The organism is Rugamonas apoptosis (genome assembly GCF_014042355.1).
GTDB lineage: Bacteria > Pseudomonadota > Gammaproteobacteria > Burkholderiales > Burkholderiaceae_D > Rugamonas > Rugamonas apoptosis.
Window position 1 is genome coordinate 302,234 of record NZ_JACEZU010000001.1, and the last position, 20,473, is coordinate 322,706.

General features: G+C 66.2%; 18 protein-coding genes. 11 read left to right on the top strand and 7 right to left on the bottom strand.

Features of this window, described 5'->3' with window-relative positions; all coding sequences use genetic code 11:
- Positions 1-171 precede the first annotated feature (171 nt).
- The 10 genes from H3H39_RS01275 (at position 172) to H3H39_RS01320 (ending at position 10,203) form a co-directional block, all read left to right on the top strand.
- Positions 172-1,236 carry a porin gene (locus H3H39_RS01275; protein ID WP_182151448.1) on the top strand — a complete coding sequence of 355 codons (1,065 nt, stop codon included), beginning with the start codon at positions 172-174 and terminating at the stop codon, positions 1,234-1,236.
- 283 nt (positions 1,237-1,519) lie between these two features.
- A complete protein-coding gene (locus H3H39_RS01280) occupies positions 1,520-2,815 on the top strand; it encodes a porin (RefSeq protein ID WP_182151449.1) in 1,296 nt (431 codons plus the stop codon).
- A 154-nt stretch (positions 2,816-2,969) separates the two neighbouring features.
- Positions 2,970-3,641 (top strand): DUF484 family protein, encoded by a 672-nt coding sequence (locus H3H39_RS01285; RefSeq protein ID WP_182151450.1) that lies wholly within the window; start codon positions 2,970-2,972, stop codon positions 3,639-3,641.
- Between the two features lie 57 nt (positions 3,642-3,698).
- Positions 3,699-4,667 carry a tyrosine recombinase XerC gene (locus tag H3H39_RS01290; RefSeq protein ID WP_182151451.1) on the top strand — a complete coding sequence of 323 codons (969 nt, stop codon included), beginning with the start codon at positions 3,699-3,701 and terminating at the stop codon, positions 4,665-4,667.
- 131 nt (positions 4,668-4,798) lie between these two features.
- Positions 4,799-5,863 carry a CobW family GTP-binding protein gene (locus tag H3H39_RS01295; protein WP_182151452.1) on the top strand — a complete coding sequence of 355 codons (1,065 nt, stop codon included), beginning with the start codon at positions 4,799-4,801 and terminating at the stop codon, positions 5,861-5,863.
- Positions 5,864-6,067: 204 nt separating this feature from the next.
- Positions 6,068-6,517 (top strand): RNA polymerase-binding protein DksA, encoded by a 450-nt coding sequence (gene dksA, locus H3H39_RS01300; protein ID WP_182151453.1) that lies wholly within the window; start codon positions 6,068-6,070, stop codon positions 6,515-6,517.
- 214 nt (positions 6,518-6,731) lie between these two features.
- Positions 6,732-8,054, top strand: a complete 1,323-nt coding sequence (locus H3H39_RS01305; RefSeq protein WP_182151454.1) for a hypothetical protein — start codon at positions 6,732-6,734, stop codon at positions 8,052-8,054.
- 68 nt (positions 8,055-8,122) lie between these two features.
- A complete protein-coding gene (gene hslV / locus H3H39_RS01310) occupies positions 8,123-8,659 on the top strand; it encodes an ATP-dependent protease subunit HslV (protein WP_182151455.1) in 537 nt (178 codons plus the stop codon).
- A 3-nt stretch (positions 8,660-8,662) separates the two neighbouring features.
- Positions 8,663-9,997, top strand: a complete 1,335-nt coding sequence (hslU, locus tag H3H39_RS01315) for an ATP-dependent protease ATPase subunit HslU (RefSeq protein WP_182151456.1) — start codon at positions 8,663-8,665, stop codon at positions 9,995-9,997.
- Between the two features lie 11 nt (positions 9,998-10,008).
- A complete protein-coding gene (locus H3H39_RS01320) occupies positions 10,009-10,203 on the top strand; it encodes a hypothetical protein (protein WP_182151457.1) in 195 nt (64 codons plus the stop codon).
- 41 nt (positions 10,204-10,244) lie between these two features.
- On the opposite strand, the gene H3H39_RS01325 is transcribed toward H3H39_RS01320, so the two are convergent.
- Positions 10,245-10,853 (bottom strand): outer membrane protein, encoded by a 609-nt coding sequence (locus H3H39_RS01325; protein ID WP_182151458.1) that lies wholly within the window; start codon positions 10,851-10,853, stop codon positions 10,245-10,247.
- 179 nt (positions 10,854-11,032) lie between these two features.
- On the opposite strand from H3H39_RS01325, the gene H3H39_RS01330 reads away from it, so the two are divergent.
- A complete protein-coding gene (locus tag H3H39_RS01330; protein ID WP_182151459.1) occupies positions 11,033-11,782 on the top strand; it encodes a helix-turn-helix domain-containing protein in 750 nt (249 codons plus the stop codon).
- Positions 11,783-11,903: 121 nt separating this feature from the next.
- Here the strand turns inward: H3H39_RS01330 and H3H39_RS01335 are convergent, their stop codons facing one another.
- The 6 genes from H3H39_RS01335 to H3H39_RS01360 are packed head-to-tail and all read right to left on the bottom strand — an operon-like array spanning position 11,904 to position 20,437.
- Positions 11,904-14,153, bottom strand: a complete 2,250-nt coding sequence (locus H3H39_RS01335; protein ID WP_182151460.1) for a patatin-like phospholipase family protein — start codon at positions 14,151-14,153, stop codon at positions 11,904-11,906.
- 18 nt (positions 14,154-14,171) lie between these two features.
- The gene (locus tag H3H39_RS01340) at positions 14,172-14,762 is read right to left on the bottom strand and encodes a type II secretion system protein N (RefSeq protein WP_182151461.1); all 591 of its coding nucleotides are present in this window, start codon (positions 14,760-14,762) and stop codon (positions 14,172-14,174) included.
- An 11-nt stretch (positions 14,763-14,773) separates the two neighbouring features.
- A complete protein-coding gene (gene gspF / locus H3H39_RS01345) occupies positions 14,774-15,994 on the bottom strand; it encodes a type II secretion system inner membrane protein GspF (protein WP_182151462.1) in 1,221 nt (406 codons plus the stop codon).
- A gap of 10 nt (positions 15,995-16,004) precedes the next feature.
- A complete protein-coding gene (gspE, locus tag H3H39_RS01350) occupies positions 16,005-17,426 on the bottom strand; it encodes a type II secretion system ATPase GspE (RefSeq protein WP_182151463.1) in 1,422 nt (473 codons plus the stop codon).
- 9 nt (positions 17,427-17,435) lie between these two features.
- Complete coding sequence (gene gspD, locus H3H39_RS01355; protein WP_182151464.1) at positions 17,436-19,664, bottom strand: type II secretion system secretin GspD; 2,229 nt, start codon at positions 19,662-19,664, stop codon at positions 17,436-17,438.
- Positions 19,661-20,437, bottom strand: coding sequence for a type II secretion system protein N (locus H3H39_RS01360; protein WP_182151465.1), 777 nt, complete (start codon positions 20,435-20,437; stop codon positions 19,661-19,663). The genes gspD and H3H39_RS01360 overlap by 4 nt, the downstream gene beginning before the upstream one ends.
- Between the last annotated feature and the right edge of the window lie 36 nt (positions 20,438-20,473).

The window sequence follows — 20,473 nt, forward strand, 5'->3', positions numbered from 1 at the left end:
ACAACAGGGAAACACGGTTTTCCCCTTTTCGACCAAAACTCGCCCCGATAATCAACCAAACCGGCGCCATTGACGCGGGCAGCCATTAAGGTTCAGCTCATCCCGGGTGGCGTTAAGCGCACTTGTCGGCTTTTAGATGTTTGGACGATTCACTTTCAAAAGGAAGAACAAATGAAAAAATCTTTAGTGGCTCTGGCACTCATGGGCGCGTTTTCCGCTGCGTATGCGCAATCGTCCGTGACCATCTACGGCACCGTGGATGCGGGCGTCACCAAGAAAACCGACACCACCACGGCGATCGGCAAACGCGACAACAACAAACTGGGCTTCAAAGGCGTGGAAGACCTGGGCAGCGGCCTGAAGGCACTGTTCCAGCTGGAAATTCGTTATGAGCCCGATACCGGCACGCTGGAAAGCGGCACCCGTCCCCTGTTCCAGGGTGAAAGCCGGGTCGGCCTGCAGGGCGATTTCGGTACCGTGCGCCTGGGCCGCGGCCTGACGGCGTTGCAGGCATCGAACACCGCCTTCGAACCTTGGAGCGGCCTGCCTACCCCGGCCGGCTTCCAGACCGACCTGCAAGTGGCCGGCTACACCACCGCCTATGGCATCAAGTCCGGTTCCGATCCACTGGGCCCTGCTGGCAACTCGGCAAACCGCTTCTCCAACGCCCTGTTCTACAACTCGCCAGTGTTCAGCGGCTTCCAGCTGAACGCCACGGTCGGCACCAAGGAAAATAACGGCAACCTGGCCGCCATCCAGGGTACCAGCCTGAACCCCCTGCTGCCCCAGTACGCCATCGGCGCCAACGGCTCGGCCGTGCCTTACTCGCTGTCGGGCACCTTCAACAACGGTCCGCTGGCCGCCATGGCCGCCTACGAGCGCAACGCGATCGAAACCAAGCTGTGGTCGATCGCCGCCGCCGTCACCCCGATGCCTGGCCTGAAACTGATGGGCTCGTATCAGAAACAAGACCAGGGCCACACCAAGCTGACCAATCCTGACACCAAAGCCTGGATCCTGGGTGCCAACTACACCGTGGGCGCCGGCAAGTTCCTGCTCGGTTATGGCCAGAAGACGCCTGATGGCGTCGAGAAGACCAAACAAGCATCGGCCGGTTACGAGTACAGCCTGTCGACCCGTACCTATGTGTACGGCGAACTGTCGCAGCGCAAGAACTCGCTGGTGGCGGGCGACAGCGTCAAATACTACGGCTTGGGCATCCACCACAACTTCTGATCGCGGCGGCCACTGGCCGCTTGCCTTCACCGCAACGGACAAGGGCCACCTTGTCCGTTTTTTTTCGTCCCCGCCCACTACCTCCCGCTCCGCCCTCCCGCCACCGCCGCCCGTCGGATGGCGCGCACTTTTTTTGAATTCCCCTGCCGACGTGTGTTTCGCGCAACCTTGCATGCCGCGTTCAACAAACTTTCTGTACAGCATGTACTAACGCTGTCATAGTTGATTAGCACGTGCGTGCTATTTAAGCCGTGACAAGAAAACCGATAAAACTGGAGACACAATGAAAATTAAAGTACTGGCTGGCTTGATCGCCGTCATCTGCGCTGCCCCCGTCCTGGCCCAATCGTCCGTCACGGTGTATGGCATCGCCGACGCCGGCGTGATGTATGCGAACAACGGCGGCAACGACGCCCGCACCAAGGTGGTGAGCGGCATCGCCGACGGCTCCCGGCTCGGCTTCAAGGGTACGGAGGACATCGGCAACGGCTACAAGGCCGTGTTCAATCTGGAAGCGCGGGTGCAGATCGACACGGGCGGCCAGCAGGCCGGCAACCTGTCGACCAACCAGGGTTACGCACTGACCAAGGGCCTGGCCTTCACGGTACCGGCCGCCGCCGGCGGCGCCGTCACGGCCGCCAAGCTGCTGGCCGGAGTGCAATCGGCGCTGCAGCCGCCCGTCAACGTCAACATCAACAACGCCCTGTTCGACCGCACCTCGATGGTCGGCCTGGTCACGCCGGCGGGCGCGGTGCTGCTGGGCCGCATGTACACGCCCGACTATGAAGTGTTCAACAACGCCGACGTGTTCGAATCGGGCACGGCGGCCGGCTGGGGCGGCATCGTGGGCGGCACCGGCGGCCTGCTGACGGCCGGCGTGGCGATCCGTTCCGACAAGGCGGTGCAATACCGTATGGAATTGCCGAATGGCGTGGCCGCCTCGCTGATGTACGGCACCGAGCGTTCCGGCTACATCGGGATGGACAAGCGCTCCTGGGGCGCCAACCTGCGCTACAAGGCCAACGGCTGGGACGTCGGCCTGGGCCACAATTACGGCACCGACCAGGTCGGCGCACGGGGCCTGGTGACCACCACCGTGGGCGGCTCGTACAGCATCGACCAGTGGAAACTGTTCGCCGGCTACCACAAACAGAACAACGACAATTCCGTCATCATCCGTTACGCTGCCGACGCACTGGCGCCCACCTTCGCCGCCTTCGGCCCCGCGCTGGGCCCGGTGCTGGCCGGCCAGCTCAACACCACGCTGCGCCGCACCTTCCTGCTGGACGCCGTCAGCTACCAGCTCGGCTTCCACTATCGCGTGGGCCAGGGCCGCATCATGGCGTCCGTGGTGCGCCAGAACGACAAGACCGCCTCCAACAGCGACGCCACCCAATACGGCCTGGGCTACGACTACAACCTGTCCAAGCGTACCGACCTGTACTCGGTGGTGGCTTACATCAAGAACCAGAACGATGGCCAGTACGCGATCGGCGCGGCCAGCGCCTCGGGCGGCTTCACGGCCCATCCGGGCGAGTCCAGCAAGGGTATCCAGCTGGGCATGCGCCACCGTTTCTGAGCGACGCCCAGCGCCGCCAACAAGACGCCTGCGGGCGTCTTGTTCGTTGGCACGCCAGAAAACACACGGCGAACGCACGGCAGCCCCATGGCGAGCGGCGCACTCGGTTAAAATGCGGTGTGCTTTCCCTCTCTTAATTAGAACGACACCATCAATGACCGCCCTCCTGGACTCCGCCGCCGTCGCGCAATACCTGACCGATCACCCGCACTTCTTCGAAGAACACGCCAACCTGCTGGGCGAGATCAAACTGTCCAGCCCGCTGACCGGGCGCGCCGTCTCGCTGCAGGAGCGCCAGATGGAAGTGATGCGCGACAAGTACAAGGCGCTGGAATTGCGCATGGCCGAGCTGATGCGCCTGGCCGCCGAGAACGAAGCCATCGCCAATAAATTCCACCGCTGGACCCAGGCCCTGGTGACGGCGCGCGGCGCCGACGCGCTGGCCGGCGCCGTGTCGGACGGCTTGCGCACGGCGTTCGACGTGCCGCAAGTGACCTTGCGCCTGTGGAACACGGCGCCTGAACATGAGGCCGCCTGGTACACGCGCGGCGTGTCGGAGGATGCGCGCCTGTTCGCCAACAGCCTGCTGGCGCCGTATTGCGGCAGCAACAAGGATTTCGAAGCCGTGCGCTGGCTGGACGACGCGGCCAGCGTGCGGTCGACCGTCATGATCGCGCTGCGCCAGCCCGGCAGCAAGGGCGCCGCGTTCGGCCTGCTGATCCTCGGTTCGGCCGACCCGGCCCGCTTCACGGCCATGATGGCGACCGACTTCCTGGCCCACATCGGCGAAACCAGCAGTACGGCGCTGCTGCCGCTGCTGGCCTAGGCAGTCGTTGCAACCTGACCATGCCAGGCACCACCACCACGCCATGGGCTTTTCGATATGACCTCCAACCTGGACGACGTGGGGCGCGCCAAGGACGACTGGGCCGATGCCTGGCTGGCCCAGTTGCGCACACTGCGCCAGCTGTCGTCCCATACCACGGCCGCCTATGCCCGTGACCTGCGCCAACTGGCCACCCTCACGGCCGGCCGCGACTGGCAGCAACTGGGCCAGACCGACCTGCGCCGGCTAGCCGCCACCCTGCATGCCCAAGAACTGGAACCGCGTTCCATCGCCCGCAAGCTCTCGTGCTGGCGCGGCTTTTTCGACTGGCTGGTGGAACAAGGCGTGCTGCCGGCCAACCCCGTCACCGGGGTGCGCGCGCCCAAGCGCCCGCGCGGCCTGCCGCGCGCGCTGTCCGTGGACGACGCCGTGCAACTGGTGAGCGGCGCCGGCCGGCCCCAGCCGGGCGCGGCGCCGGAACCGGCCGCGCTGTGCGACCGGGCAATGTTCGAACTCTTATATTCTAGCGGCTTGCGGGTGTCGGAACTGGCCGGCATGGACTTACATTACCGCAAGGCCGACGCCACCCTGCCCGCCTCGCTGGGCTGGCTGAACCTGGCGCAAGGCGAAGCCGTGGTCACCGGCAAGGGCAACAAGATGCGCACCGTGCCCGTGGGCAGCGCGGCGCTGGCGGCGCTGGCGGCCTGGATCGCCGTGCGCCCGGCCCCGGCCGACGGCAGCGCGGCCCTGTTCCTCAACACCCAGGGCCGCCGGGTCAGCCCGCGCGTGGTGCAGCAGCGGCTGCGCGCCCATGCGCTGGCCAGCGGCATGCCGGTCCACGTCCACCCCCACATGCTGCGCCACTCGTTCGCCTCGCACGTGCTGCAATCGTCGGGCGACCTGCGGGCCGTGCAGGACATGCTGGGCCACGCCAGCATCAGTTCCACCCAGGTCTACACGGCACTCGACTTCCAGCACCTGGCGGCCGTTTACGACCAGGCCCATCCGCGCGCTAAAATCAAATAGCGCGCATCATGGCTTGATGCGCAGCAAACGCACGGTTTGCAACCGTTTGCGAAATTCCGGCATAATCGGCGGCTGATCCGCACCGCACCGGACCGCCCCCAGCGATCCTCCACTCACGACGACGAGCAACCATGGCACTCATTCCCACCACCATCCTGACGGGCTTCCTCGGAGCCGGCAAAACCACGCTGCTCAACCGCATCCTGCAGGAGCAGCACGGCATGCGCATCGCCGTGATCGAAAACGAATTCGGCCAGGAAAATATCGACAATGAAATCCTGGTCCAGGACAGCCAGGAACAGATCGTGGAAATGAACAATGGCTGCATCTGCTGCACGGTGCGGGGCGACCTGATCGTGGCGCTGACGGCGCTGGCGCAAAAGCGCGACGCCGGCCAGATCCAGTTCGACCGCGTGGTGATCGAGACGACGGGCCTGGCCAATCCCGGCCCGGTGGCCCAGACCTTCTTCATCGACGAGGAAGTGGGCGCTCACTACATGCTCGACGCCGTGATCACGGTGGTGGACGCGCGCCACGCCATGCACCAACTGGATGAACACGAGGAAGCCCAGCGCCAGATCGGCTTCGCCGACAAGCTGCTGCTGTCCAAGACCGACCTGGTGACGGCGGCCGAGCTGGACGCGCTGACGGCCCGCATCAAGCACATCAACCCGCGCGCGCCCATCGTGCGGTCCGACTTCGGCCGTTTGCCGCTGGCCGAAGTGCTGGACTTGAAAGGCTTCAACCTGAACGACAAGCTGGAACTGGACCCGGACTTCCTGGCCGCCGAGGACGAGCATGGACACGACCATGAGCACGACCATGGCGAGCATTGCGACCACCCCAGCCATGTCCACGGTCCCGACTGCGGCCACGACCACCACCATAGCCACCACACGGACGACATCGCCGCCTTCGTCTACAAGAGCGAACGTCCATTCGACAGCGCCAAGCTCGACGAGTTCCTGAACGGACTGGTCCAAGTGTACGGCCCTCGCATGCTGCGCTATAAAGGCGTATTGTGGATGCAAGGGGCTGAGCGCAAGGTGGTATTCCAGGGCGTGCACCAATTAATGGGCAGCGACTTGGGCGCGAAATGGGGGGAAACGGAAAACCGTGGCAGCAAAATGGTGTTTATTGGCAAAAATCTACCGAAAGACATCTTTATTCGCGGTTTGGAACAATGTTTGGTATAAACTATCTGCGTTTTAAGCGACAGGCTCCCCCAGAATCGGGTATGACGCGCTCGAACGCGTATGATGCATAAGAACATTACTAAAGATTAAGTGTTGTAACATCCGGCAAGCAGTGCCGATGCGGATACCGGTGCGGCTGTGTGGCTTGGCACCCCAACAGCCCATCCATTTGAAAACTCTGTCGTATCGAAGGTAAGCGAAGTGATGACCAAAACTAATAAATCGACCCCCGCCGCGAGCACTGAACGCATCCTGACCGAAGAAGAAATTCTGAAGATGGATGACAAGGATTATATGAACCCGGCGCAAATGGCATTTTTCAAGGCCAAGCTGCAGGCGCTTGAAAAAGAATTGTTGAAGAACGCCGACGAGACCACGGAACACTTGCGCGAAACCGTGCTGGTGCCCGATCCCGCCGACCGCGCCACCATCGAGGAAGAGCACGCACTGGAGCTGCGTACCCGCGACCGCGAGCGCAAACTGTTGAAGAAAGTGCAGCAATCGATCGTCGCCATCGACGCCGGCGACTATGGCTGGTGCGAGGAAACGGGCGAGCCGATCGGCATTCCGCGCCTGATCGCCCGTCCCACGGCCACGCTGTCGCTGGAAGCCCAGCAGCGGCGCGAACTGAAGCAAAAGCTGTACGGCGACTAAGCCGTCCGCCCCCCCACGAAAGCACGCGACGCCCTCGCGTGCTTTTTTTTCACCCGCTTTTTCACATCTTTGCCCGCGCATGGTGGAAATTGGTGAAAATTGTGGTATCCGCTTGCGTGCGCACATGGCAAGACCTTTCCCATAAGCTACACTAGATATCCTGCGGCACGCGCTGTCCGAGTGCCGGCCAGCGTGAATCACAACGGGGCACGACGTGGGTATTTTTTCGCTCTTCAAGAAACAGGATGCGCAGCGCGCGCCGGCCGCCACGGCCGACGCCGACGATGGCGCCCGCCTGGCCCCGAACAGCGAACTGCAACGCCAGCAGGCCCAGGCCTTGCAGCGCGACCTGGCGCGCGCCACGGCCATGAAGATCGACGCCATCGAGGCCGCCATGGCGCTCGACATCTTCCAGGACACGGAACCAGCCTGGGGCAGCCGCCCCGCGCGCCCGCCGCGCCCCGTGGTGGCCGGCGACAACCCCACCCTGCCCCTGCTGGACGAGGACACCACGGAACTGCTGGGCGAGGATGAATTGCCGGCCCAAGCCGTGGCGGCCCAGACCGCGCCCGTGGTGGAGGAAATCGCCATCGTGTACGCCAACGGCCAGGCCGACATGGCCGAGCAGATGCTGGTCGACAACCTGCCGCCGGCCGGCGCCCCCGACCGCACGCTGTGGTGGATGCTGTTCGACCTGTACCAGCTTACTCACCAGCAGGACAAGTTCGACAGCCTGTCGATCGACTACGCCAGCACCTTCGAAACCTCGCCGCCGCCCTGGAACGCGCCGCCGCCGGTGGCCGCCGCCAGCGGCCGCGCCTGGTCCGGCGTCACGCCCACGGAACTGTTCTCGGGCCAGCTGGACGGCGCCATCGGCGCCCAGCTGGAACGCTTGCGCCAGCAGATGGCCAGCCACCCCGTGCTGCGGCTCGATTTCAGCCGGGTGCAGGGTGTGACGCCGGACGGCTGCGCGCTGCTGCTGCCCGTGCTGCAACAATTGCACGGCGGCGAGCGCGAACTGATCGTGGTGGCGGCCGACCACCTGGCGGCCCTGATCCAGGCCACCGTGGCCGTGGGCAACCGCGACGGCGGCCCCGCGCCCTGGTTGCTGCTGCTGGAACTGTTGCAATTGCTCAACCGCGAAAAGGACTTCGAGGAAACGGGCATGGATTACTGCGTCACCTTCGAAGTGTCGCCACCGTCGTTCGTGGCGCCGCGCGCGGTGGCCACGGCGGCCCGCCAGGCGCTGGCCGGCGCGCCCGACCGTTACCTGTTGCCCACCGTGGTGGAAGGCCCGCTGGACGCTTTACTTGGCGCGCTGGGCACCTATGCTGAACAGTACCAGACCCTGGTGTTCGACTGCTCGCGCCTGGCGCGGGTCGAATTCGGCGCCGCCAACACCTTCCAATCCAAGCTGCAAACGCTGGTACAAGAGGGCAAGAAAGTGGAATTCCGCGACGTCAACCACCTGGTGGCGGCCCTGCTGCGCCTGCTGGGCTACGGCGAACTGGCCAAGATCTACCCGCATAAGTACTGACCGCCTTGCAATCGCGGTGACCAACCCCATGTGCCGGACTTGATACACATCCACCCACCGAGGTCAACATGGAACAATTTCACGGCACCACCATCCTGTGCGTGCGCCGCGGCAAGCAAGTCGCGCTGGGCGGCGACGGCCAGGTCACACTCGGCAATATCGTCATGAAAGGCACGGCCCGCAAAGTGCGCAAGCTGTACCAGGGCAAGGTGCTGGTCGGCTTCGCCGGCGGTACGGCCGACGCTTTCACGTTGCTGGACCGCTTCGAAGGCAAGCTGGAGAAACACCAGGGCAATCTGCTGCGCGCCTCGGTCGAACTGGCCAAGGATTGGCGCACCGACCGCGTGCTGCGCCGGCTGGAAGCCATGCTGCTGGTGGCCGACAGTGAATCGACGCTGGTCATCACGGGCAACGGCGACGTGCTGGAGCCGGAAAACGGCATCGGCGCCATCGGCTCGGGCGGCACCTACGCCCAGTCGGCCGCGCTGGCGCTGCAGGAAAATACGGAACTGTCGCCGGCCGATATCGTCAAAAAGTCACTGACCATCGCCGGCCAGCTGTGCATCTACACCAATCTGTCCCACATCATCGAAACCCTGGACTAATCCATGAACATGACACCACAGGAAATCGTCGGCGAACTCGATAAACACGTGGTCGGCCAGGCCAAGGCCAAACGGGCCGTCGCCATCGCGCTGCGCAACCGCTGGCGCCGCCAGCAGGTGGCCGAACCGCTGCGCCACGAGATCACGCCCAAGAACATCCTGATGATAGGCCCGACCGGGGTCGGCAAAACGGAGATCGCGCGCCGCCTGGCCAAGCTGGCCGACGCGCCGTTTATCAAGATCGAAGCCACCAAGTTCACGGAAGTGGGCTATGTGGGGCGCGACGTGGACACCATCATCCGCGACCTGATCGACATCGGCGTCAAGCAGACCCGCTCGGCCGAGATGGCCAAGGTGCGGGCCCGCGCCGAGGACGCGGCCGAGGACCGGGTGATCGATATCCTGGTGCCGCCGGCGCGCGACTTCGGCTTCAACGCCGGCGGCGGCGAGCCGCAGACGGGCGATGCCACCCGCCAGACTTTCCGCAAGCGGCTGCGCCAGGGTGAACTGGACGACAAGGAAATCGAACTGGAACTGGCCGAGGCCAGCCCGCAGATGGAAATCATGGCTCCGCCCGGCATGGAGGAAATGACGGAGCAGATCAAAAGCATGTTTTCCGGCATCGGCGGCGGGCGCAAGAAGGCGCGCAAGCTCAAGATCAAGGAGGCCATGAAATTCCTGGTGGACGAGGAGGCGGCCAAGCTCATCAATGAAGACGAGATGAAGCAGAAGGCGATCCAGAACGTGGAGCAGAACGGCATCGTGTTCCTCGATGAGATCGACAAGATCGCGTCGCGCTCGGAAGTGGGCGGGGCCGACGTGTCGCGCGCCGGCGTGCAGCGCGACCTGCTGCCGCTGGTGGAAGGCACCACCGTCAACACCAAGTACGGCATGATCCGCACCGACCACATCCTGTTCATCGCGTCCGGCGCCTTCCACCTGGCCAAGCCGTCCGACCTGATCCCGGAACTGCAGGGCCGCTTCCCGATCCGGGTGGAACTGGAATCGTTGGCTATCGCCGATTTCGAGCGCATCCTCACCAGCACCGACGCCTGCCTGACCAAGCAATACGAAGCGCTGCTGGCCACCGAGGACGTCAAGCTCGAATTCGCGCCGGACGGCATCAACCGCCTGGCCGAGATCGCGTTTTCCGTCAACGAGCGCACCGAGAACATCGGCGCGCGCCGGCTGTACACGGTGATGGAAAAGCTGCTGGAGGAAATCTCGTTCACGGCCACGGAAACGTCGGACAAGACGATCACCATCGACGCGGCCTACGTCAACACCCGGCTCGACGCGCTGGCCGTCAACGAAGACTTGTCGCGCTACGTGCTGTAAGGAAGCGAGCGATGGCCAACAAGGCGCTGGCGACCCGGCAAAAGATGATGTTCCGCGTGGGACCGTCGCCCAAGCCACGCAATCCGGTGGCGGTGGCGGCCACCCGGCGCGCGGCCGGGCCGCACGTCAAGACGCCGTCCGGCCAGCGCCAGCAAGCCAAGCGGGCGTTGGCCAAGACCCTGCTGAAAAAGCACGACGAAGAGTGAACCGTCAGCGGGCGCCGGGGGTGGCGCCCGCTCTCGGGTGATCAGAAGTGGTAGGCGGCGCCCACCGAAAACACATTCAGGTTGGACTTGGAGGCCTTGCCCATGCGGGCCGGCAGGTAATTCCAGTCAGCGTTCAAGGCCCAGTTGCGGTCGATGGCGTAGGAAAAGCCGGTGCCCGCCGTCACGGCCAGCGTGTTGGTGCTGTCGCTGCCGCCGGCCGCGTAACTGACTTTGCCATGCTCGGCCACCAGACCCAAACGGGTGGTCCAGGCCCAGTTCTCGCTGAGCTTGGTGGCCGTGGCCAGGGTCGCGCTCACGCCCGACAGCTTGCCCTGGCCTGGCGTCAGCACACCGGCGCCATTGTTGAACGCGCCCTTGACGCTGCCGCCCGTGAACGCGGCCACTTCGATGGCGCGCGTATGCTGGTGCCCGAACACCTCGGTCTCGCCCAGCGTATAGCCGCCGTAGACGCGGGTGCTGGCGCCAGCGTTGCGCTCGCACGGGCTGCCGCTCAGGCAGTCGAAGTTGTAGTGGTTGCGGTAGCCCACGTCCACGCCCATATAGCCTGGCGACAGGTCGGCGGCGGCGGCGGCGCCGCTGGCGCCCAGGAAGGCGCCGGCCAGCAGCATGGCGCGTACGGTCTGTTTCATCATCATTTCCCTCATCGTTTTTTGTGGCAGGATGACGTCGCGGCGTTGCGTGACATCGCTGCGCAGTGTGATCCTGTTCCACCAATAGTCCTAGGGGAAAGTACCAAGGCGCAAAATCCTGTACACGCGGTAGCGAACCGTGCTACCTTTTTGCCTTTATGACAAGCACAAGGGCTGACATGAGTTCACCGGAATTGCTGCTGCAAGTGCTGCGCGCCCAGTTGCGCGCGGCCGGCGTCACCTACAAGGAACTGGCGGGCCGGATCGGCATGAGCGAGTCGAGCGTCAAGCGCATGTTCGGCCAGCAGGACATGGCGCTGTCGCGCCTGGCGCAGATCTGCAAGGCGGCCGGCATCGCGCTGGAGGACGTGCTGCGCGGCGCGGCCGACGCCACACCGCACGCGGACACCCTGACCCTGCTGCAGGAAAAGGCGCTGGTGGCCCACCCACGGTTGCTGCTGATGGCGATCTGCTGCCTGGGCCACTGGAGCCTGGAGCAAGTGCTGGAAACCTACCAGTTGAGCGAGCCGGAATGCATCGTCCTGCTGGCCGAACTGGACCGGCTGGGCCTGATCGAACTCAAGCCGCTGAACCGCTACCGGCTGCGCGTGTCGAACGCCTTCCACTGGCTGGCCGATGGCCCGGTCCAGCAATTTTTCCGCAGCCACGTGGTGAACGACTATTTCAGCGGCCCGTTCAACGGCCCCGGCGAGGCGCTGCTATGCCTGCCCGCCCGGCTGTCGCCGGCCAGCGCACTGGAGCTGGCCGCCAAGATCCAGTCGCTGGCTGGCGAACTGGCGCGGCTGCACCAGGGCGACCGCCGCCTGCCCGCTGCCGAGCGCGATGGCTACACCCTGCTGGTGGGATTTCGATCGTGGGAATTCGCGGCCTTCACGGCGCTGCGGCGCCAGCCGCAGCAGGCCGCCTGAGCGGTCAGCGTGCCGGCCTTGGAAGGCGTTTCAACATGACCATGACCAGGCGTGGCGCCGCAAACTGTGCGCCTGCGCGGCGAGGCACCGCCCCACGCCATGGGCTTTGCGCATTGACCTCTTACCAGACGGGGCCGAGGAACAGGTAGAGCGTGCCGCTGTTGCCCTTGGTGCTGCCAGCGCCGAAGTACAACGGGCCGAAGCGGGTATCGACGGCCGTGAAGATGCTGCCGGCCTGTTTCACGCTGGACCAATGCAAGGGACTGCCGTCGCCGTAGCCGGCCCCCGCCTCCAGCGAAAAGCCGAGCCGCACATCGCCGCCTAGCGCGGCCGGCATGGCCCCGACCGTGCGCGCCATCACCACGCGGCCCAGCACGACCCGGTTGCCGGCCACAGATTCGGGCGCCGTGCCCGACAGCCGCAGGAAGCCGCCCAGGTTGAGCGGCGCCAGGCCTTGCTGGCTGCGCGCCCATTCCGCATACAGGTGGCCGGCCCAGTTACCGGAGTGGAAGGCCCGCAGCCCCTCCACGCTTTGCTGCATCAGCGACAAGCGCGTGGCCGCGCTGACCACGGAACGTTCGAGGTTAATGTTGAACAACCCGCCGCGCGTGGGGAAGGCCACGGAATCGAGCGTGTCCACGCTGTAGGCGAGCGTCTGCACGGTCTGGTGCACGCGGGCCGGCGGCATCGTGACATCCTCGGGGATCGTCACGCGCACGTTGGCGCTCTGGCGCGCCACGCCCAGGTGCACATCGCCCCAGTCGCCCAGCTGGCGTCCCAGCACCACGCTGGTGCCGGCGTAGTTGTAGCCGATGCGGTTCTGGCGCTGGCCCGTCAGGCTGAAGGTGTCGGAGGCGGCCGCGCCATAGCGGGCGGACGGCGCCACGTACCACTGCGAGCCGGGGCCCAGCGGCTGCCAGAATTCCACTTCGAACGCGCGCTCGGTGCCGATGCGCGCCGAGCTGCGCAACTCCGCGCCCCAGTCGTTGAGCGAGGAGCGCACGTGCATCATCTTGAGCGCGAAGGTGTTGTTGTCGCTGAAGTCGCTGGCCAGTTCCAGGCCCACCCGCAAACGGCTGCGGGCCCAGTCGGCCTCGGTGGGCTTGATCAGCACTTCGCGCCCGCCGTTCACGTCGCGCACTTCCGTCTCCACCCGCGCCAGGTCGCCGCGCCCGAACAACTGGGCGCCCGCCTGCTGCGCCTGTTCGGCCGTGACGACCTGGCCCAGCGCCAGGCCGGACTGCACTTCCAGCGCCTTGGGATTGATGTGGCCACTCGGCTCCACCGCCAGTTTGCTGATCGGCAGCGGCTGATCGGCCACCACCGGGCCGGCCAGGCGATGCTGCTCGAACGCCGTGTATTCCGCCTCCGGCATGGCCAGTTGCACCAGCTGGGCCGCCAGCGCCCGCGCCGCCTTCTCGCCGGCCTGGATGGCACGGTCGTGGCGCGCGAAGTCGAGGAAGCTGATGCCGTTCAGGTTGGGCGCCAGCAGGATGTCGCGCGGCCCCAGTTCCTTGAGCGAGCGTTGCACGTTCTGTTCCGTCAGGATCTGCAGCATCTGCTGGGCCACCCGGATCGCGCTGCTCAAATCCTTTTCCGGCGCCAGCGGTGTGCCCACGTTGACGGCGATGATCACGTCGGCGCCCATGGCACGCGCCACATCCACCGGCAGGTTGCGCACCAGGCCACCATCGACCACCAGCCGCTCCTTGACCCGCACCGGCGCGAACACGCCCGGCACGGCCAGCGAGGCGCGCATGGCCAGGAACAGCGGCGTATCGTCCAGCTCCACCAATTCGCCCGTGACCAGGTCGGAGGCGACGGAACGGAATGGCAGCGGCAACTGGTTGACGGGCCGGTCGCGCGTGCCCTGCGGCAGCACACGGGTCAGCGCCAGTTCCAGCGCCTCGTTGCCGGCGGCGGCAGGCGGCAGCGAGATACCCTCCATGGTGGCGCCGAATTCGATCCGCGACGGCAGCAGCAGATCTTCCTGGCGGCGGCGGAAATTGAGTTCGTCGCGCGGCGGGCGGTCCGCCACCACGCTGTTCCAGTCCGTGCGGCGCACCAGTTGTTCAAGCTGGGCCACGGAACTGCCGGCCGCGTATGCACCACCCACCACGCTACCCATGCTGGTGCCGACCACGATATCGACCGGCACCCGCAATTCCTGCAGCACGCGCAGCACGCCAATGTGGGCGAAGCCGCGCGCGCCGCCGCCCGACAGCACCAGCGCGATGCGGGGCCGGTGGTGCAATGGATCCGCGCTGGCGGTGCTTGCGGGTGGGGGTGCAGGTACGACTGCGGGTGATTGCGCTTGCGCCGTCACCAGCCAGCAGCACAGCGCAACGCTCAGGACACGGGGAAACCACATGGTGCTACACCAGCCGCATCAATGCTGACGGTCGAAACCGGGACCGGGCGCCGTCGGCGCCACACCCTGGCGCATCGCCGCCGGCGGTTGCTGCGGTGGCGACTGCTGCAACTGCGGCTGCGGCATCACGACCGGCTGCGGCTGCATCGCCGGTTGCGGCGCAGGCGGCGGCGCGATGGACGGCGGGGCCACATTGGGATTGTTCAGCGGCCCCGCGTCGCTGGCCAGGTCGATGCGCTTGGCCACGCCGCCTTCGGACAACAGCACATATTTCGGATGGACTTCCTTGACGGTCACGCCGGGCACCACCTCGCGCCCCACGGCCAGCGCCACGGCCGGTTTGTTATCCACGGCCAGGATGGCGGCGCTGTCGCGGCCATCGCCGGCCGCCACCACGCCCTTGAGCTGGTAGTTGCTGGCCACGGCCACGGCGATCTGGCCGCCGAACAAGCCCTTGGCCGCGTCCAGGCTCGGTTCCGGCGCGGGCGCCATGGGCGCGGCCGCGATCGGGCGCTGCTGCGGCTTGAACAGCTGCAGGCCCCAGTAAGCCAACGAGGCGGACAAGGCCGCCACGGCGGCCACGGTGAGGATGAAAGGCAGACGCTTCATGGGTTCCTTGTTCAGCGCACCAGCTGATTGATTTCGATAATGGGCATCAGCACCGCCAGCACGATCAGCAGCACCACCACGCCCATGGCCAGGATCAGGGCCGGCTCCAGCAGGCCGGCGATGGTCAGCGTGCGGCGCTCCAGGTCCTGTTCCTGCGCGCTGGCGGCGCGGTCCAGCATGGCCGGCAGCTCGCCCGTCAGTTCGCCGGCACGGATCATGTGGATCAGCATGGGCGGGAAATGCTGCTGGGCCGACAGCGCCCGCGCCAGGCTCACGCCTTCGCGCACGTTGTCGCTGGCCTCGTCCACCAGCTCGCGCATGGCCACGTTGGACAATGTATCGCGGCTGGTCTGCAGCGCCCGCAAAATGGGCACGCCGGAGCCGGTGGTGATGGCCAGCGTACTGGCGAAACGCGCCGTGTTCAGGCTGCGCTCGAACTTGCCGTACAGGGGCGCCGTCAGCAGCCAGGTGTGCCAGCGCCGCTTAAGCACCGGGTTCTCCAGCGCGCGGCGCCACGCGAACCAGGCGCCCACCAGCAGCACCGCCACCAGCACGCCGTAATGGCGCACGAAGTCCGACACGGCCAGCATCACGATGGTCAGGAACGGCAGCTTCTGCTTGGTGTTGGCGAACACGGACACGATCTGCGGCACCACGTAGGTGAGCAGGAAGATCACGATGGAGAACGCCACCACCGTCACGATGGCCGGATAGGTGAAGGCCAGCTTGACCTTCTGCACCAGCGCGTTGCGCCGTTCGATGTAGTCGGCCAGGCGCGACAACACGCGCGCCAGGTGGCCGATCTGTTCGCCGGACGCCACCAGCGCGCGGTAGATTTCAGCGAAGTCGCGCGGATGGCGCGACAGCACGTCCGACAGCGCGGCGCCGCCCATCACTTCCGAACGGATCGAGGCGATCAGGTCGCGTACATAGGGCCGTTCGGCCTGTTCCAGCAAGGCCGTGAATGCCTGCTCCAGCGGCAGGCCCGCTTCCAGCAGGCTGGCCAGCTGGCGCGTGAACAGGGCCAGCTCGGTGGTCGACAGCCGCTCACCGAAGCCACGGTTCTTGGCCACCCCGGCCGCGTCGACCTGGGCGCCGATGGCGTCCACCTTGAGCGGCAGCAGGCCCTGGGTGCGCAGGTCGGCGCGCGCGGAACGGGCGCTGTCGGCGTTAAGCACGCCCTTCCGGGTGGCGCCGCCGGCGTCGACGGCTTCATAACGAAATGCTGGCATGGTCTCGGGCCTAGTCCTTGGTCACGCGCAGCAGTTCGGCCTGGGTGGTCACGCCTTCGCGCAGCCAGCGTTCGCCGTCTTCGCGCATGGTGTGCATGCCGCTGGCCACGGCGGCCGCCTTCACTTCCGCCTCGGCGGCGCGGTTGTGGATCTGGGCCCGGATATGCTCCGTCGTTTGCAGCAGTTCGTACACGCCGACCCGGCCCTGGTAGCCCGTGTGCCCGCAATGGGTGCAGCCGACGGCGTGCCACTGGCCGCCTTCGTGGGTCTTGCAGCTGGAGCACAGCTTGCGCACCAGACGCTGGGCCAATACGCCCAGCAGCGACGACGACAGCAGGAACGGTTCGATCCCCATGTCCAGCAGCCGGGTGACGGCGGCGGCGGCGTCGTTGGTGTGCAGCGTGGCCAGCACCAGGTGGCCCGTGAGCGAAGCCTGGACGGCGATCTGCGCCGTCTCCAGGTCGCGGATCTCACCGATCATGATCACGTCCGGGTCCTGGCGCAGGATGGCGCGCAGGGCCTTGGCGAAGGTCATGTCGATGCGGGCGTTGACCTGGGTCTGGCCCACGCCGGCCAGGTCGTATTCGATCGGGTCTTCCACCGTCATGATGTTGGTGCTGGAAGCGTTCAACAGCGACAGCGCGGCGTACAGCGTGGTGGTCTTGCCGGAGCCGGTGGGCCCCGTCACCAGCACGATGCCGTGCGGCTGGTTGATCAGCGCATTGAACTGGCCCAGCATGGCGTCGCTCATGCCCAGGTGCTGCAGGTCGAGCCGGCCCGCTTCCTTGTCCAGCAGGCGCAGCACGGCCCGTTCGCCGTGGCCGGTGGGCAGGGTCGAGACGCGCACGTCGACCGGCTTGCCGCCGATGCGCAGCGTGATGCGGCCATCCTGCGGCAGCCGCTTTTCCGCGATGTCGAGCTGCGCCATGATCTTGATGCGCGAGATCAGCGAGCCGTGGATGGCTTTGCGCGGCCGGACGATGTCGCGCAGGCTGCCGTCCACCCGGAACCGCACCACGGAAGTTTGCTCGAACGGTTCGATGTGGATGTCGGAAGCGCCGTCGCGCAGGGCCTGGGTCAGCAGCGCGTTGATCATGCGGATCACGGGCGCGTCGTCGGACGACTCCAGCAAGTCCTCGATGGCCGGCACATCCTGCAGCAGCTTGGTCAGGTCCAGTTCCGCGTCGAATTCATCGGCCACCAGCGAGGCGTTGGCGCCGGCGCTGGCATAGGCGGCGGCGATGGCCGTCTCCAGGTCGGCGCGCGTCATGCTCTTGAGCGTGATGCGGCCGAAGCGGCGCGACACTTCCGCGATGGCGGCCGGCGCCGTGGCGCCGCAGGTCAGCACTTCGACCGTGTTCTCCGCTTCGTCGCTGGGCTGGGCCAGCAGCACGAAGTCGCGCGCGAAGGCGTAAGGCAGCAGATTGCTCATGGCGCCGCCTTAGTTCTTCACCGGCGTGGCCGCGCCGGGCGCCTGGTCCGGCTTGGGCTGGGGCGCCGGCGGCACCGGCTGGGCCACGGTCACGCTGCCCATCGGCCGGCCATTGACCAGGGCCGGCACCACGGGCTGGCCGAAGTCGTTGACGAGGATGCTGTCGGCCGGCTTGATGTTCAGTTGCTCGTTGCGCATGTAGTCGTAGCGGTCCGTGGCCAGGCTGACGCTTTGCTCCTTGCTGCGGATGACCACGGGGCGCAGGAAGATCATCAGGTTGGTCTTCTTGCGGCTGCGGGTCTGGTACTTGAACAGGTTGCCCAGCACGGGAATGTCGCCCAGGCCGCGCACCTTGTCGGTGCCGTCGCCGGTGGTGTCCTCGATCAGGCCACCGAGCACGATGATCTGGCCATCGTCGGCGATCACGTTGTTCTCGATCACGCGTTTGTTGATGGTGATGCCCGATATCGCCGTCAGGGTCGACTTGTCCACGTTGGAGGTCTCGTGGTAGATCGCCATCTTGATCGTGCCGCCTTCGGAAATCTGCGGCCGCACCTTCAGCGTCAGGCCCACTTCCTTGCGGTCGATGGTCTGGAACGGGTTGGAGTTGGTGCCCGAGCTGGTGGTGAACTGGCCGGTCAGGATAGGCACGTTCTGGCCCACCTGGATGGTGGCCAGCTCATTGTCGAGCGTGATCATGTTGGGCGTGGACAGGATGTTGGCGTTGCCGTCCGATTCCAGCGAGTGCGCCAGCGCGCCCAGGCCCAGCTGGCCGGCCACCTGCTTGAACACGCCGATCGACAGGCCGGCGCCGGGCAGCGTCGATGTCGAGGTGCTGCTGGTGGAGCTGGTCGTACCGGCACGCTGCGCCAGGGCCAGCGCCGCCAGGTTGTTGTTGGCGCCGCCCGTGTTGTAAGACTGCAGGCCGCCGATGCGGTAGGTGCTGTTCTCGTTGCCGGTGGCGCCCATCCACTGCACGCCGAACTCGGACGCCTTGTCGGACGTGACTTCCACGATCAGCGATTCGATGTAGACCTGGGCCCGGCGCACGTCAAGCTGGTCGATCACGGCGCGCAGGTTGCGGTACACGGATTCGGGCGCCGTGATGATCAGGGTGTTGGTGGAGGCGTCGGCCTGGATGTAACCGGCCGAACCGGAACCGGCCTGCTGCGGCGAGGCGCTGTTGCTCAGCAGCGGGTTGGACGGGCCGCTGGCGCCGCCCGTGCCCTGGTTGGCGCCGGCCATGCCGGTCTGGCCCGCCTGGCCAGTTTGACCGGCCGCGCCGCCCTGGGCTGCGCCGCCGGTGGGGCTGGTGGCGCCGGCCGAGGCGTCGTTCGAGACGACGGCGCGCAGCGTCTGCGCCAGCTTGGTCGCTTCCGCGTTCTTCAGGTAGACCACGTGCACGTTGCCCAGTTCCGCCGTCGGCTGATCCAGTTTGGCGATCAGCGACTTGGCCAGGTTGGCGCGTGCGGCCGACGGCGCGCGCAGGATCAGCGCGTTGGTGCGCGGATCGGCCAGCACGCTGACGCGGCCCGCGTCCGCGGCGCCGGCGCCCGTCTCCATCAGTTTGTTGACCATGGTGGCCAGGTCGCTGGCGATGGCGTAGCGCACCGGGATCACGTCCAGGTCGGTGGCGGCCGGCGCGTCCAGCGCGGCGATGATCTTGGTCAGGCGCTTGAGGTTGTCCGCGTAATCCGTGATGACGACCGAGTTGTTACCGGGGTTGGCGTTGATGGTGTTGTTGGGCGAGATCAGGGGCCGCAGCACCGTCACCACGTTGGCCGCCGACTCATAATTCAGATGAAAGACCTGGCTGACGATCTGGTCGCCCTTGATGGCGCTGGGCGCCGTGCCGATCAGGGTCGGCCCCGATTGCAGCTTCGCTTCCGCTTCCGGCACCACCTTGGCGTAGCCGTCGCCGCTGACCACGGCGTAGCCTTGCAGGCGCAGGGCCGACGTCAGCAGCGAGAACGCCTGCGACTTGCTGATCGACTTTTCAGACACCAGCGTCAAGGTGCCCTTCACGCGCGGATCGATCACGAACGTGATGTTGGTGTAGTGGCCCACGGCCTTGATCACCGATTCGATGTCGGCGCCGACAAAATTGAGCGCGGCATCATCGCTGGCGGCCCAGGCGGCCGGCGGCATCGCGGATGCCACGGCGCAACACAGCAGCGCGCCCGCGCTCAGGCGGCGCAGCGCGGGAAAGGTCGGTTTGCTCACGGTCTGTTTTTTCATTGTCTGAACTCTAAGGCGATGATGTTCTTGTCGCTGTTTGCACGGCGCTGGCCCAATAAATTCAAGAGATTGGCCAGCGTATCTTCATATCCATCGGCCGCCTGCGCCTGCCCGGAAAACTGCAGGCGGCCCTGATCGAGGCTGCCGCTGCCACTGAGCAGCAACGGCCCTTTGACCGAACTTAAGGTCAGCTGCGCCTGCTGGCCATGCCAGTCCAGCGCCAGCGCATAACTGCCCAGCGGCCGGATCGCCGACAGCTTGGACGCCATGTCCGTCATTTCCAGCGTGGTGCGGCCATTCACGCTGACGGCGCCGCCGGCCACGGCCAGCTCCAGCGCCGTCCACGACAACCGCATGGTGCCGGCCGGCGCGATCGTGTTGAGCGGCGCGCCCAGGCCGGACAAGCCCTCGGCCGGCAGCAGCAGGGCCGAGGGGCTGAGCTGCCACTGGCGCCAGCCGCCGCGGAACGTCACGGGCTGGGCCAGCGCCTCGCTGTTCTCCAGCCGCAGTTCCACCGCGCCCACTAACGCCAGCGGCGACACCTGCCATGCGAAACGCCCCGGCAGCAGCGGCGTGACGGGGCTGTTGCCGCCGGCCGCGCCGCCGATAAAGGCCGAGCCGCGCCACAGCGTACCTTGCGCGTCTCCCAGCGTCAAACGTCCGCCCGTCTGGCGTTCCACCAGCGCGCCCAGCCAGCTGGCCGGGAAGCACACCAGCAGCGTGACGATGGCGCTGAGCACGATCGTCAGCAGCCATAGCGACGCGCGCTTCATGGATGAACCGCCACGCTTGACGAGGAATGGAGCAAG

Excerpts from the sequence above, each read along its gene's own strand:
- H3H39_RS01290 (WP_182151451.1), top strand. The coding sequence starts at position 3,699 with ATGACCTCCAACCTGGACGACGTGGGGCGCGCCAAGGACGACTGGGCC.
- gspE (WP_182151463.1), bottom strand. The coding sequence starts at position 17,426 with ATGAGCAATCTGCTGCCTTACGCCTTCGCGCGCGACTTCGTGCTGCTG.
- H3H39_RS01340 (WP_182151461.1), bottom strand. The coding sequence starts at position 14,762 with ATGAAGCGTCTGCCTTTCATCCTCACCGTGGCCGCCGTGGCGGCCTTG.
- H3H39_RS01360 (WP_182151465.1), bottom strand. The coding sequence starts at position 20,437 with ATGAAGCGCGCGTCGCTATGGCTGCTGACGATCGTGCTCAGCGCCATC.
- H3H39_RS01275 (WP_182151448.1), top strand. The coding sequence starts at position 172 with ATGAAAAAATCTTTAGTGGCTCTGGCACTCATGGGCGCGTTTTCCGCT.
- gspD (WP_182151464.1), bottom strand. The coding sequence starts at position 19,664 with ATGAAAAAACAGACCGTGAGCAAACCGACCTTTCCCGCGCTGCGCCGC.
- H3H39_RS01325 (WP_182151458.1), bottom strand. The coding sequence starts at position 10,853 with ATGAAACAGACCGTACGCGCCATGCTGCTGGCCGGCGCCTTCCTGGGC.
- H3H39_RS01285 (WP_182151450.1), top strand. The coding sequence starts at position 2,970 with ATGACCGCCCTCCTGGACTCCGCCGCCGTCGCGCAATACCTGACCGAT.
- H3H39_RS01335 (WP_182151460.1), bottom strand. The coding sequence starts at position 14,153 with ATGTGGTTTCCCCGTGTCCTGAGCGTTGCGCTGTGCTGCTGGCTGGTG.
- H3H39_RS01280 (WP_182151449.1), top strand. The coding sequence starts at position 1,520 with ATGAAAATTAAAGTACTGGCTGGCTTGATCGCCGTCATCTGCGCTGCC.
- hslU (WP_182151456.1), top strand. The coding sequence starts at position 8,663 with ATGAACATGACACCACAGGAAATCGTCGGCGAACTCGATAAACACGTG.
- H3H39_RS01295 (WP_182151452.1), top strand. The coding sequence starts at position 4,799 with ATGGCACTCATTCCCACCACCATCCTGACGGGCTTCCTCGGAGCCGGC.
- dksA (WP_182151453.1), top strand. The coding sequence starts at position 6,068 with ATGACCAAAACTAATAAATCGACCCCCGCCGCGAGCACTGAACGCATC.
- gspF (WP_182151462.1), bottom strand. The coding sequence starts at position 15,994 with ATGCCAGCATTTCGTTATGAAGCCGTCGACGCCGGCGGCGCCACCCGG.
- H3H39_RS01320 (WP_182151457.1), top strand. The coding sequence starts at position 10,009 with ATGGCCAACAAGGCGCTGGCGACCCGGCAAAAGATGATGTTCCGCGTG.
- hslV (WP_182151455.1), top strand. The coding sequence starts at position 8,123 with ATGGAACAATTTCACGGCACCACCATCCTGTGCGTGCGCCGCGGCAAG.
- H3H39_RS01330 (WP_182151459.1), top strand. The coding sequence starts at position 11,033 with ATGAGTTCACCGGAATTGCTGCTGCAAGTGCTGCGCGCCCAGTTGCGC.